The organism is Collinsella ihumii (assembly GCF_030385545.1).
GTDB lineage: Bacteria > Actinomycetota > Coriobacteriia > Coriobacteriales > Coriobacteriaceae > Collinsella > Collinsella ihumii.
Window position 1 is genome coordinate 37309 of record NZ_JAUEIQ010000005.1, and the last position, 13820, is coordinate 51128.

Here is a 13820-nt window from a genome sequence, read left to right on the forward strand (position 1 = left end):
AGCGCCTTACGGCACGGGATCATAACCGCCGTCGCGCCAGGGATTGCAGCGCAGAATGCGCCGGAACCCCAGCCAACAGCCCTTGAGAACGCCGTATTTCGAGATAGCCTCGACGGCGTACTGCGAACAGGTCGGGATGTAGATGCACGAGTCGGGAAGCAAGGGCGAGATGAATCGTTGGTAAAAACGCACCGCAGCGACGGCACAGCGTCGCGGCAGGTGCGCAAGACCACAAACCTTATTGTTCATCGATACCCGCTCGCGAGCACAGGGACCTGAGCGCGGCCTGCATCTCTTGCGGTGAGGACGTCTTGGTCTTCGGCGTAGCGAACAAGATCACATCAAACCCCGCGCGCGGAAACGCACAAGCGCGTGCAGCCTCACGCAGCACGCGCTTGGAACGATTGCGCACGACCGCGCAACCAAGTCGCTTTGCTGCGACGAAGGCGACCCGCCCGGGATCGCCTTCGTCCAGAGTGTTGCACGCTATCATGCGCATCAGGGGATGGCGATAGGACCTCCCCTGGTGAAAGACGCGCTCGAAGTCTTGCTTAGACTTGATCGTCCTCATGCGAGACGCATACGGTTATTTATCGCTAACGGTAAGGCGCTTGCGGCCCTTGGCGCGACGACGGGCGAGCACGGCACGGCCGCCCTTGGTTGCCATACGGGCGCGGAAGCCGTGAGTCTTGGCGCGCTTACGCTTATTGGGCTGATAGGTACGCTTCATGGTTGATTTCCTCCTGCTGCATTTTGCGTGCGATTTGCACGTTTTAGACACGTGAGCTTAGAGATTGTAGGGAATACGGCGCTCCGATGTCAATGAAAGACCACGAAAAGCTTGCAATACCTCATGCTTTGCGCACGAAGCGCCCACAGCACGCAGTCAACAAGTGCATCCTTTCACGTCTTTTCAGCGACTTTTCAACAGGTCACGTTGAAGATGTTGATAACTTTTCGCGACTTTTCTTCAGTTTTCAACAGTTTTAGAAAACTTGTTGAAAGCCCTGCACAAGGTGTGCAAGCTGATATGCTAGACGGGCAGCTCAAACGAACTAGAATGCGGTGCACCATGTCTGACGACTTCTACCCTTTTGTTGACTCCGGTGACCCGGCGCCGGACAACGCCCATATAACCGGTATACGTGCATCGGGCGCAGGCCCTGTCGACGCAGACGGCACGGCACCGTCTGCCGAGCAGGCGACCTATGCCACGCGCATCGCCGTATACGACGACATGCTCTCCACCCCGCGCGTCATCGTCATCGCGCCCAAAGACGTGCGCTCCTATCTTGAAGAGATCACCAACACGGTCTACCGCTGCATGCGCGAGCAAGGCGGCGGCATCTCGTTGATGGTCATCCGCGAGATCGTCGAGAACTTCATCCACGCCAACTTCGTGGAACCTATCATCTCGATCCTCGACGACGGCAACACGATCCGCTTTGCGGACCAAGGTCCGGGCATCGAGGACAAGGAGCGGGCGTTCGAGTTCGGCGTGACGAGCGCCGACCGCGACCAAAAGCGCTACATACGAGGGACGGGGGCCGGCTTTCCCATGGTCCAACAGTATCTAGAGAACGCCGGAGGCGCGGTCTCCATCGAGGACAACCTGCACCAGGGCACCGTGGTGACCGTCTCCATCGACCCTGCGCGCGTCATGGAGATCGAGCATGCCGCCGAGCGCGGCGGGGCAGTGCGCGGCGCACAGCCGCTGCAGGCCATGCCCCGGCAGCAGATGCCGGGCGCGCCGGGGGTCGCGAACCCCATGGCACCGAATGCGGGGGCGCCCCTGTCCTACCAGGCAGGATATACGCCGTACCCGCAGGGATACGGCTTCGGCGCGCCGGGCACCCAAGCGCCGGGCGCGTACCCGGCGCCCCAGGGATATGCGGCCTATCAGCCGCAAGGGTATCCGCCCGCCGCATATCAGCAACCCTACCAGGCGCCCTGGCCGCAACAGCCCGCACCCCCCACCCAAGGCTGGGCCCCGCAGGCGGGCATGGGTGCGGGCGGATGGCCGCAGGAGGCCCCGCATGCAGGCGAGCCGTACGTTTCCGAACGCGGAGCGCTCGCCCTGAGCTTCCTCGCGCAGCACGGAAGCGGCGGGCCGACCGATCTTGCCGGCGCGTTCGGCTCGTCGGCGCCGACCTGGTCGCGCGAGCTTGAGACGCTGGCGCAGGTCGGACTCGTCATCAAGCGCGGCCAAAAGCGCTTCTTAACCGAGATGGGCCAGCTCTGGGCCCAAAACCATCAGCAGAACCAGCAGAACGCGTAAGGGGTGAACCATGGATAACGATGCACGACTGCTTCTCGACGACGTCATCGCCTGCTGCCAGCGCGACGGGCTCGACGCACGGCTCGTCAACATGCTCGCCGGCGCACAGGCGACCGATCTGAATGAAGACGCCCTGACCATCGAGGCCCCCAGTCGATTCGCCTATTCCTATCTCGTCAAGCAGCGGGCGACCATCGAGCGCTATCTCGAGGAGATCGCCTTCGCCCCCTTGGCGCTCATGGTCACCGCGCCGCAGGCCCCCGCGGCAGCTCGCCCGACAGCGGAAGCGGCGGAGCAGGCTGGCAGCCCCTCCACGCCGGCCGCGGCCGCCCCCGGCACCGCGTCCGTCGCGGCGGAAGCGGCCGCGGCGGCAGAGGCCTCCTATACGGCGCCGGCTGCGCCCTCCCCCGCGATCGACCCCGTTCCGCCGCAGTTCCACGGCGGCCCCACCCTGGCACGGGCGGACGAGGGCGACCGACGGATCAGCATCAACAACACGTTGTCGCCCGAGCAGTTCAAAAGCATGATGGCCGCCATGAAACAGGGCGGGAACGCGGCGCCGGCGCCTCGCATGCCCGAGGCCGCCGCCCCCACCATCGAGGAACAGCAGCACCCGGCGGCATCGGCCGGCATCAGCGCCAAGTACACGTTCGAGAACTTCGTCCTCGGCGACGAGAACCGACACGCCTACCAGTCGGCCGCGCGCTTCGCAGCGTTCGCCGACGAGCCCGGCCAGTGCACGAGCCTGTTCATCTACGGCAACTCCGGCCTGGGCAAGACGCACCTGCTGTTCGCGATCCAAAACTACATCGCGACCGAGAAGCCCTGGATGCGCGTGAAATACGCCAACAGCCAGGCCTATATCGACGACTACATGCGCGACCTGGGCGCCCAGCGCGGGCCCGGAGAGCCGATCATGCGCGAGTACCGTAACGCCGACGTCCTCATCATCGACGACATCCAGAACATCATCGGCCGCCAAGCGTCCATCGAGTTCTTCTTCCAGCTCGTCGACGAGTTCATCCGCGAGAGCAAGAAGATCGTCATCGCCAGCGACCGTGCGCCCAAGAAGCTCGGCATGGACGAGCGCCTCACGAGCCGCTTCAATTCCGGCATGCTGTGCCTGGTCTCAGAGCCGACCTTCGAGACCAAGTACCGCATCCTCAAGTACTACTACGAGCACACGCTGCGCGCCGAGCGGCCCGTCTCCCGAGACGGCGCGGGCGCGTCCATCCTGGATGGCATCGCGCTGGAGGAGGGCACGCTCACCGACGATCACCTGCGGCACATGGCGGAGATCTCGGGCAACAACATCCGCGAGCTCGAAAGCTTCTGCGAGCGGTGCTCGGGTTTGAGCTACGAGAAGGAGCGCGCGGGATCCGAGCTCACCGCCGCGGATATCGACGCCGTGGCCGACGAGTACTTCGACACGGCGCGCAAGGTGGTCAAGCCGGCGACCATCCAGGCGGTCGTAGAGGAGTTCTACCACGTCAGCCATGCCGACCTCATCGGCCGCAAGCAGACCAAAGACATCGCGTTTCCGCGCCATGTCGCCATCTTCCTCATCCACCAGATGTGCGACCTGTCGCTGCCGGCCATCGGTTCGCTGTTCGGCCGCAACCACGCGACCGTCGTGCACAGCCTGAACGTCATCGAAAAGAAGCGCGGGGAGGAGGCGGCTTTCTCCGAACAGCTCCAGCAGCTCTCGAACATCGTTCTGATCAAGTCCTGACAGGCTGTTGAAAAGTGCGTGAAAGGTTTGAGAAAACTTGTCGAAAGACCGTGCGATACTGTGGATGAATTCGCGGCGCACAGGCGCGTGTCGAAAACAGCCTCAGTTCTCGACACGCGCAGATTGAAAACTTTTCTGCACCGACCTGAGCAAACGCGGGTTATCAACAGATTCGACGGGCTTATTACTACTATTTGGTATAGGTATATATAGATAGATATAAAACGGAAGGGACGAGCACATGAGATTCACCGTCAGCCAGCCTGCACTTGCGGAGGCACTCGGAATAGTCATGAAGGGCGTAGCGAGCGCAAGCACGCTCCCCATCCTCTCGGGTGTCTTGATTCGCGCCACCGACGGGGTGCTTGAGTTCCAAACGTCGAATTACACCATCTCGATCCGTCACCGCATCGCGGCGCGCGTCGAGGAGGAGGGGGACACGGTCATCCCGTGCAAGATGCTCTCGAACATCACCAAGACGCTGCCCGATGCGCCGGTCTCCTTTGAGATCTCGGATCGCCAGGTGCGCATCACGTGTGAGAAGAGCTCGTTCAAGCTGAACACGCTCGACCCGACCGATTTCCCCGAGTTCCCGACCATCGCGCTCGAGCGCTCCGTCGAGCTTCCGTGCGACATCCTCTCCGAGATGGTGTCGCGCGTGTGGCGCGTGACGTCGACCGACAAGAACCGCCCGGTGCTGAACGGCGTGTTTATGACGGTTGAGAACAACACCGTGCGCCTCGTGGCGACCGACTCCTACCGTCTGGCCGTGTGCGACACCCAGGTCGAGACGTCTTCGCTCGAGGGGAGCTTCGAGCTGAACGTTCCCGCCGAGGCCTTCAACGACGCGTTGAACATCATGGGCGGCCAGCCCACCATCATGGTCGGCTCGACCGATACGCAGGTCGTGTTCGCCGCCGGCAACACCACGTACGTGTCGCGCCGCATCGAGGGCAACTACCCCAACTACAAGGCCCTGTTGCCGCCGACCTGCGCGACGACCGTCAAGATCAACGTCGAGGAGTTCTCCGCGGCCCTGAAGCGCGTGGCCGTCGTGGCGCAGGCGAACTCCGCGGTGAAGTTCGAGATCTCCGCTGAGGCGGGCACGATGGGGCTGTCAGCCATTTCCAACGACCAGGACCAGGCCGCCGAGACGGTGGACGTCGAGGTCGAGGGCGCTTCGGGCGTCATCGCGTTCAACTACCACTACATCTTCGGCTGCCTGAACGTGCTGAACCGCGAGAAGGAGATTACCCTCGAGCTGCAAAGCTACAGCCAGGCGGGCATCTTCAAGGCATACGACAAGATCAATTACCTCTACCTGGTCATGCCGGTGCGCATCTAGCTGGCTTTCCCCTGATGAATTTTTAGGGACAGTCCCTAAAAATTCATCAGGGGGGGCTGGTGCGGCTGAATTTTTAGGGACTGTCCCTAAAAATTCATCAGGGGAAAGGAGGCGACCCCGGGTGGGCATCTACGCGCGGACGTTGACGGTTCACAACTATCGCAGCTACGAGCTGTATGAGCTGGAGCTCGACGAGGGTGTCACCGTCCTTGTGGGACCCAATGCTGCGGGCAAGACCAATCTGGTGGAGGCGCTGCAGCTGCTGACGGCGGGGCAATCGTTTCGCCGCCCCTCCCCTTCCGACCTCGTGCGCGACGGCGCCCCGGGCACGAAGATCGAGCTGCGCCTGGAAGGCGACGGCCGCGTTCTCGATATGGGCATGACCGTCGAGCGCGGGCGGCGCGCGTTTTCCAGGAACGGCAAGAAGGTGACGGCGTCGGGCGTGCGGGGCGTGCTGCCGAGCGTGCTGTTCTGCCCGGATCACCTCGATATGATCAAGCGCTCGGCATCTGTGCGCCGGGCCGCGCTCGATGACTTCGGTGTGCAGCTGAACGAGAGCTACGCGCAGCTCGTCGGCGCCTATGAGCGCACTCTCGAGCAGCGCAACAACCTACTCAAGGACCGCTTCGCCTCGCACGATCTGCTCGGTGCGTGGGACGATGCGCTCATCACCGCCGGCGCGTCGGTGCTGGTGCATCGCTTGGCCCTGCTCGAGCGCGTGCGCGAGCGCCTGGTCGACGTCTACGCCAGGATCGCTCCACGTGAAACGGTCGATGTCCGGTACCGCGCCTCCATCGGCGATATACCTGCGGCGTCGGCCCGCGACCGTGACGCGGTCGTCTCCTGTTTCGCTGCGGCACTCGCCGAGACGCGCGAGGACGAGGTCCGGCGCGGGCTCACGCTCGTCGGACCGCACCGCGACGAGATCGTCTTTCTCGTTGACGGCCGCGAGGCGCGCTCCTTTGCCAGCCAGGGTCAGCAGCGCAGCCTCGTCCTCGCGTGGAAGATCGCGGAGGTCGAGGTCACCTACGACATCCTGGGCCGCTATCCGATCCTGCTGCTCGACGACGTCATGAGCGAGCTCGACGCCGCGCGCCGTGAATCGATCATGCGGTTCGTCGAGGGCGAGATCCAGACGGTCATCACCACGACGAACCTGGGTTATTTTTCCGATGGCATCCTGGATGCCTCGAAGGTGGTGGGCATTGGTGAAGAGAAGCGAGCGTAAGGGCGAGACGCACAGCCTGGCCGATTTCATCCCCCTCGAGCGCAGGCGCATCCTCGACGGGGCGTCCGAGACCAAGCTCGCGCAGATGCGCGCCGCGGAGGCGACGCACGACGTCTACCATGCGTGGAACCAGGTGTGCGCGGGGACCCGGGAGGGCGAGCACGTGACGGGCCTGCACTATGTGCCCGAGTCGAACGAGCTCATCGTCTACGCCGACGGCTCGACATGGGTGGGAGAGCTCATCATGATGCGCGAGATCATCCGCGCGCGCATGTACCGGCTCGGGGTCGATATCGCCGGTATCAAGGTCAAGCTTTCGCGCGAGGGCTACGCGCGTCCCAAGGTGGGCGCTCCCCGCACGCATGCCCAGAGCCCCTCCCCTGCTTCCCATCGCGCCGTGGCGCGCCACCCGTTGACGGCGGAGGAGGACGCGCGTCTTGACGATAGGGTCTCCGGCATCGCCGACGAACGCCTGAGGGATGCGCTCAAACGGGCCATAAAGGCCAGTTTTGAATGCGAAGACTCCCGATAGGCCAAAACGGGCGCAAATCGCGTCTGGTGGTCTTGTAGGGGTATTTGAAACGCGCGATGGCGCCCCTTCTTTTCCATTAAACTATTGAAAATTACTAGCATTTGCTTGAAGGAAAAGGAGATGTGCGTGGCGAATAAGAACGAATACGGCGGCAGCGAAATTAAAATCCTCGAAGGTCTCGAGGCCGTTCGTAAGCGCCCGGGCATGTATATCGGCTCCACGAGCTCCAGCGGTCTGCACCATCTCGTGTGGGAGATCGTCGACAACTCCGTCGACGAGGCCATGGCCGGGTTCTGCACCAAGATCGAGGTGACGGTGCACGCCGACAACTCCATCACCGTCGTCGACAACGGCCGCGGCATCCCGGTCGACAAGCATCCGGTCAAGAAGATCCCGACGCTCGAGGTCGTCATGACCATCCTGCACGCCGGCGGCAAGTTCGACAACTCAGCGTACAAGGTCTCCGGCGGCCTGCACGGCGTGGGTGTCTCGGTCGTCAACGCCCTGTCCAAGAAGATGGTCGTCCAGGTCCGCCGCGACGGCAAGATCTACGAGATGCAGTTCAGCCGCGGCAAGACCACGCAGAAGATGATCGAGGTCGGCACGTCCAAGACGACGGGCACCACGACGACGTTCTGGCCCGACGAGGAGATCTTCGAAACGACGGTCTACGACTATGACATCCTTCGCAACCGCCTGCAGGAGACCGCCTTTCTCAACAAGAACCTCAAGATCGTGCTCAAAGACGAGCGAGAGCTCGCCCCTCGCGTCGACGAGTACTGCTACGCCGGCGGTATCGTCGACTTCGTCAAGTTCCTGAACGAGGGCAAGGACATCCCCGACGGCCTGAAGAAGCCCATCTACCTCTCCGGTGCCTCCGAGCCCGGCCTGCCGGTCGACCGCACCGGCGAGGTCGAGATCGCAATGCAGTGGAACACCTCGTATTCCGAGACGGTCATGAGCTTTGCGAACGACATCTACACGCCCGAGGGCGGTATGCACCTCGAGGGCTTCCGCACCGCGCTCACGAGCGTCATCAACGAGTACGCGCGCAAGCAGAACATCTTGAAGGAGAAGGACGCCAACCTCACGGGCGATGATGTCCGCGAGGGTCTCGCCGCCGTCATCTCCGTCAAGCTCGCCGACCCCCAGTTCGAGGGCCAGACCAAGGCCAAGCTCGGCAGCTCGTTCATGCGCACGCTCGTGCGCAAGGTCGTTTCCGACGGCCTGTCGGAATACCTCGAGGAGCACCCCAAGCAGGCGCGCGAGATCATCAAGAAGGCCCAGCAGGCATCCAAGGCCCGCAACGCCGCCCGCAAGGCGCGCGAGGCGACGCGCCGCAAGAGCCTGCTCGAGACGGCGAGCCTGCCCGGCAAGCTGGCCGACTGCTCCGTGCGCGACCCCGAGATGACCGAGCTGTTCATCGTAGAGGGTGACTCCGCAGGCGGCTCGGCCAAAGACGGCCGCCGCCGCGACATCCAGGCGATCCTGCCCCTGCGCGGCAAGATCCTGAACGTGGAGCGCGTCGGCGACCACCGCGCGTTCTCGAGCGATACCATCCAGTCGCTCATCACGGCCATCGGCTGCGGCGTGACCACGGGCAGCGGTGACGGCGGCGATTTCGATATCACCAAGGCCCGCTACCACAAGATCATCATCATGACCGATGCGGACGTCGACGGTGCGCACATCCGCATCCTGCTGTTGACGTTCTTCTACAAGTACATGCGCCCGCTCATCGACGCCGGCTATGTGTACGTGGCTTGCCCGCCGATCTTCGGCATCAAGGTTCGCAACAAGATTCACTACGTCTACCCCAACGGCCGCCAGGCGGAAGAGGAGATCCTGCGCGAGAGCATCGCCGCGCTCGGTCTCAATCCCGATGACGGCGACGATGAGGCGGCGGCCGGCAAGATCACCAAGAAGCGCCGCGGCTACACCGTTCAGCGCTACAAGGGTCTGGGCGAGATGGATCCCAAGCAGCTCGCGTCGACCACCATGGACCCCAAGACGCGCATCCTGCAGCGCGTCACCATCGAGGACGCCGCGGTCGCCGATCGCGCCGTGCGCGAGCTCATGGGCAACCAGGTGGAGTACCGCCGCGATTACATCGAGAAGCACGCCCACGACGCGCGCTTCCTGGACGCCTAGCGCGCTGAGTCGGCTGGGGGGTTGGTTGGGGACGGGTTCGTTCCGACCCATCCCCAACCAACCCCCAACCCGCGGCCGACTGCGACTGAGTCAGACCGAACCAGACCAGACCACGACTAAACCAGGAGGTAGCACGTGGCAGATGATATGAACAACACGCCCGCCGCCGGCGGCGAGGGTACCGAGGGCCTGCCCGAGGACCTCAAGCGCCTGCTGGCCCGCGCCGAGACGCAGAACGACGACGGCGAGACGGTCGGCTACGACCCGGACGCCGTTGACGAGGACGAGGAAGACGATGACGAGGAGCTCGAGGAGAGCTTCGGCACCGTAGACCGCGGCGAGGATGCCGGCGAGGACATCAACGGCGGATCGCTCCAGATCTCCGAGTTCGGACACGAGATGAAGCAGTCCTTCATCGAGTACTCGATGTCGGTCATCACGGCGCGCGCCCTGCCCGACGTGCGCGATGGCCTGAAGCCGGTGCACCGCCGCATCCTCTACGCCATGAACGAGTCGGGCATCTACCCCAACCGTCCGCATAAGAAGTCGGCCTGGACGGTCGGCGAGGTTATCGGCAAGTACCACCCCCACGGCGACGCCGCGGTGTACGACACCATGGTCCGCTTGGCGCAGTGGTTCTCCATGCGTACGCCCCTGATCGACGGCCACGGCAACTTCGGCAACATCGACGGCGACGGCGCGGCGGCCATGCGTTACACGGAAAGCCGTCTGGCCAAGCCGGCCATGGAACTCCTGCGCGACCTTCAGAAGGATACGGTCGACTGGCAGCCGAACTACGACGAGTCGCTCGCCGAGCCCCAGGTGCTTCCGGCGCGCTTCCCCAACCTGCTCGTCAACGGCTCTTCGGGCATCGCGGTCGGCATGGCCACGAACATCCCCCCGCACAACCTCGCCGAGGCCGTCGAGGCGACCTGCATGCTCATCGACAACCCGGACGCCACGACGGAAGAGCTCATGACCGTCATGCCCGGTCCCGACTTCCCCACCGGTGCCCGTATCATGGGGTCGGACGGTATCCGCCAGGCATATGAGACGGGCCGCGGCTCCATCACCGTGCGCGCCAAGGCGCATGTCGAGTCCACCAAGACCGGCCGCAACCGCCTTGTGTTCACCGAGATCCCCTATCAGGTGAACAAGGGCAACCTGCAGGAGAAGATCGCCCAGCTCGTCAACGAGAAGCGCATCGAGGGCATCTCCGACATGCGCGACGAGTCGACGCAGAAGGGCATCCGCCTGGTCATCGAGCTCAAGAAGGGCGTGATCCCGCAGGTCGTCCTGAACAACCTGTATAAGTACACCTCGCTGCAGAACACGTTCGGCGTGAACAACCTCGCGCTCGTGAACGGTGTTCCCAAATGCCTGTCCCTGCGCGACATGCTGCGTTGCTACATCGACCACCAGGTCGACGTCGTCACCCGCCGCACGCGCTTCGATCTCAAGAAGGCCCAGGCTCGCGCCCATATCCTCGAGGGCTACCTGCTGGCGCTCGACCACATCGACGAGGTCATCTCCATCATCCGCTCCTCGCGCACCGACTCCGAGGCGAGCGCCCGCCTGATCGAGCGGTTCGGCTTCAGCCCCGAGCAGACCACGGCCATCCTCGAGATGAAGCTGCGCCGTCTGACCGGTTTGGAGCGCGACAAGATCCAGGAGGAGCTGGACGGCCTGCGCCGCGCCATCGCCTACTACGAGGACCTCTTGGCGCACGAGGAGAAGATCCTCGGCGTGATCAAGGAGGAGATGCGCGAGATCTCGCGCAAGTACGGCGACAAGCGCCGCACCGAGATCTGCGCCGCCGAGCGCGACCTGGACGTCGAGGACCTCATCGCCGACGAGGACATGGTCGTCACCATCACGCACACGGGCTACGTCAAGCGCATCCCCGTGGCCGCCTACCGTGCGCAGAAGCGCGGCGGCAAGGGCGTGACGGGCGCGAACCTCAAAGAGGATGACGTCATCGACGAGATGTTCATCGCGAGCACGCATGAATACGTGCTGTTCTTCTCCAACCGCGGCAAGGTGTACCGCCTGAAGGTCCATGAGCTTCCGGTCGGCACGCGCCAGGCGCGCGGCACCGCGATCGTGAACCTGTTGCCGTTCGAGGAGGGCGAGAAGATCGCGAGCGTCATCTCCTGCCGCGAGTTCCCCGACAACGAGTACCTTATGTTCGCCACCGCGAGCGGCATGGTCAAGAAGACCGTGATGAGCGCCTACGACCGCAGCCGCCGCGACGGCATCATCGCCATCAACCTCAAGAACGGCGACCACCTGCTCGACGTGCGCCGCGTTCGCGAGGGCGACAAGGTCATCCTCGCCACCACTGCCGGCAAGGCGATCATGTTCTCCGAGGAGCAGGTGCGCGCCACGGGTCGCGACACGAGCGGTGTGCGCGGCATCACGATGAAGGGCGAGACCACGGTGCTCGGCATGGAGATCTCCAACGGCCGCGGCGATCTGTTCGTCATCACGGAGCGCGGCTTCGGCAAGCGCACGCCGATTGCCGACTACCCCGAGCAGAACCGTGGCGGTCAGGGCGTCTACACCATCCAGATGACCGACAAGAAGGGCAATCTGGCTGCCATGAAGACGGTCGGCCCGCAGCACGAGCTGTTCATCATCACCGAGGGCGCGACGGTTATCCGCGTGAAGACCGAGGAGATTTCCAAGACCGGTCGCGCCACGCAGGGCGTCAAGATGATGACGGTGGCCGACGGCGACCGCGTGTGCGCCGTGGCGCGCATGACGAGCGCTAAGAAGAAGCCTAAGGCCCCTGCGGTGGCCGAGGGGCAGGAATCGCTTGATCTGGCCGCTGCGGGCGCTCTGGAGGCGCCGAGCGACGATCATGTCGATATCGGAAGCGGCGACGAGGCGCTCGAGGATCTGATGGACGAGTAGCATCGGCGCCATCGCATAGCGTCTGTGACAGGGCGGACTGGAGGAGTTACTTCTCCGGTCCGCCTTTTGCGTTGATGCTGCCGTTCGTGGGTGTCGGGCGCGCGCCATCCGCGTCGCCGCGACTGAGTCATGCTGCGCCATATATGGTGTGAAGCCGCGTTTCCGCAGGTTAGCATTGCGTCAAGAACATTTGACGGTGCGGTGGGCCGCTTGCCGGCACGATGTCGGGATCCTTTGATGGTACGATGCCCCCAGTCATGAGAGCCTTCGAGGTGAAGGGGTCCGACGAGGAAAACGAGGGAGCATGGAGATCGGGAACCGCATCAAGTCGCTGCGCGCGCGTGCGGGTATGTCGCAAGAAGATCTTGCGGGGCGCATCTACGTTTCGCGCCAGACGATCAGTTCGTGGGAGAACGATAAGACCTACCCCGACGTGCAGAGCCTGCTGCTCCTCTCCGAAATCTTCGACGTGACCGTCGACAGCCTGATCAAGGAGGACGTGATGGCCATGACGAAGACGATCGATTCAGACGTGCGCACCATGAAGCAGATGGCTTGGGTGATGGTGGTGTTCTTACTGCTCATGATTGCCGCCATCGCTTGGCTGGTGGTGCAGACGGTCGTGTGGGACTGGGATCTTGCGTATGCGGTGCCGACCTTCGTGCTCGCGCTGGTGCTGTGGTGCGTCGCGTTGTGCGCCGCCGTGCAGGTGGAGCGAATCAAAAAGAGCCATGACCTGGTCACGTATCGCGAGATCCTGTCGTATTGGTACGGTGAGCCAGTTGACCGCGATACCGAAAAGAGCCGTCGCGAGCGCCTGATTCCCGTATGGATGAAAACGATCCGTTTTGTCGGGATGATGGTGTTCGCGGCAGCCATTGGCTACGGCTTCGCGATGCTCGTGGACCGTCTGGTCGGGTGAGTGGCTGTTTGGCGAACAGGCTGCGTCTCGGTGGCGCCGTGGATCCGCGTAAGTCAAGGCCCTGACTGAGTTTGACTCAGTCAGGGCCTTGGTTCAGCGTTTGGGACGCGTGATTAGAAGTCGTCCGGAGAGACGGAGCGCGCGAACTTGTCGAAGCGTTCGAGCTCCTCTTCCTCGTTCTCCTCGGTGCGGTACGAGATGTTTCCGGCGCGGTTCATGACGTCGTCTTCGACGTAGATCGGAGCGTTGGTGCGAACCGCAAGGGCGAGCGCGTCGCTCGGGCGTGCATCGATATGGCGCTCTTCCCCGTCGGCGTTCTCAAGAACCACCGATGCGTAGAAGATGGGTGCGTCGACACGGTCGATCTCCACTCGTTCGAGTTTGCCGCCCAGGGATTTGATGACGTCGACCATGAGATCATGGGTGATAGGCCGAGAGCCCTCTGTTCCATCGACGCCGCGTCCGACCGCAGCGGCCTCGTACGAACCTGTCTGAATAGAGAGCGCGCGCAGCGGGGCGTCGGATGCACCCTCGGCACCGCGCTCGCGGAGCACGATGATGGATGGTACGGGGCCAGCGGCCATAATAATAGTCTCGATATCAACGCGAATCATTATGGCACCTCCAATAATGCTGTTCTCTGGCGTACATGGTATGAACTGGATAGTAATACTACCCAAAACAGTGACGTTGTGCGCGTATACCTCCCCTTTTCA

Annotated in this window: 12 protein-coding genes; 8 read left to right on the forward strand and 4 right to left on the reverse strand. The window is 63.2% G+C overall.

Going from position 1 to position 13820, the window contains the following annotated elements:
* Positions 1-6 precede the first annotated feature (6 nt).
* From yidD to rpmH, 3 genes are read right to left on the reverse strand one after another with little or no spacing between them, the layout of a single operon-like run.
* Complete coding sequence (gene yidD, locus QVN30_RS05960) at positions 7-249, reverse strand: membrane protein insertion efficiency factor YidD (RefSeq protein ID WP_066830730.1); 243 nt, start codon at positions 247-249, stop codon at positions 7-9.
* Positions 239-571: a ribonuclease P protein component gene (gene rnpA / locus QVN30_RS05965; protein WP_066830732.1), complete on the reverse strand. Its 333-nt coding sequence runs from the start codon at positions 569-571 to the stop codon at positions 239-241. The genes yidD and rnpA overlap by 11 nt, the downstream gene beginning before the upstream one ends.
* Positions 572-586: 15 nt before the next feature.
* Positions 587-730, reverse strand: coding sequence for a 50S ribosomal protein L34 (gene rpmH, locus QVN30_RS05970; protein WP_022387171.1), 144 nt, complete (start codon positions 728-730; stop codon positions 587-589).
* Positions 731-1072: 342 nt separating this feature from the next.
* Here rpmH and QVN30_RS05975 point away from each other — a divergent pair, with 342 nt between their 5' ends.
* From QVN30_RS05975 to QVN30_RS06010, 8 genes are all read left to right on the forward strand, one after another.
* Complete coding sequence (locus QVN30_RS05975; RefSeq protein ID WP_289835783.1) at positions 1073-2278, forward strand: ATP-binding protein; 1206 nt, start codon at positions 1073-1075, stop codon at positions 2276-2278.
* A 10-nt stretch (positions 2279-2288) separates the two neighbouring features.
* Positions 2289-4010: a DnaA ATPase domain-containing protein gene (locus QVN30_RS05980; protein ID WP_289835784.1), complete on the forward strand. Its 1722-nt coding sequence runs from the start codon at positions 2289-2291 to the stop codon at positions 4008-4010.
* Positions 4011-4251: 241 nt separating this feature from the next.
* Positions 4252-5355, forward strand: coding sequence for a DNA polymerase III subunit beta (gene dnaN / locus QVN30_RS05985; RefSeq protein WP_087200879.1), 1104 nt, complete (start codon positions 4252-4254; stop codon positions 5353-5355).
* 121 nt (positions 5356-5476) lie between these two features.
* Entirely contained in the window at positions 5477-6583 is a 1107-nt protein-coding gene (recF, locus tag QVN30_RS05990) for a DNA replication/repair protein RecF (RefSeq protein ID WP_289835785.1), read from the forward strand.
* Positions 6564-7115 (forward strand): DUF721 domain-containing protein, encoded by a 552-nt coding sequence (locus QVN30_RS05995; protein ID WP_289835786.1) that lies wholly within the window; start codon positions 6564-6566, stop codon positions 7113-7115. Before recF ends, QVN30_RS05995 begins: the two co-directional genes overlap by 20 nt.
* A gap of 126 nt (positions 7116-7241) precedes the next feature.
* Positions 7242-9266: a DNA topoisomerase (ATP-hydrolyzing) subunit B gene (gene gyrB / locus QVN30_RS06000; protein WP_289826852.1), complete on the forward strand. Its 2025-nt coding sequence runs from the start codon at positions 7242-7244 to the stop codon at positions 9264-9266.
* 147 nt (positions 9267-9413) lie between these two features.
* The gene (gyrA, locus tag QVN30_RS06005; protein WP_289835838.1) at positions 9414-12182 is read left to right on the forward strand and encodes a DNA gyrase subunit A; all 2769 of its coding nucleotides are present in this window, start codon (positions 9414-9416) and stop codon (positions 12180-12182) included.
* A gap of 304 nt (positions 12183-12486) precedes the next feature.
* Positions 12487-13104: a helix-turn-helix transcriptional regulator gene (locus tag QVN30_RS06010; protein WP_289835787.1), complete on the forward strand. Its 618-nt coding sequence runs from the start codon at positions 12487-12489 to the stop codon at positions 13102-13104.
* 113 nt (positions 13105-13217) lie between these two features.
* Here the strand turns inward: QVN30_RS06010 and QVN30_RS06015 are convergent, their stop codons facing one another.
* Positions 13218-13718: a bifunctional nuclease family protein gene (locus tag QVN30_RS06015; protein WP_066830756.1), complete on the reverse strand. Its 501-nt coding sequence runs from the start codon at positions 13716-13718 to the stop codon at positions 13218-13220.
* Positions 13719-13820: the final 102 nt, after the last annotated feature.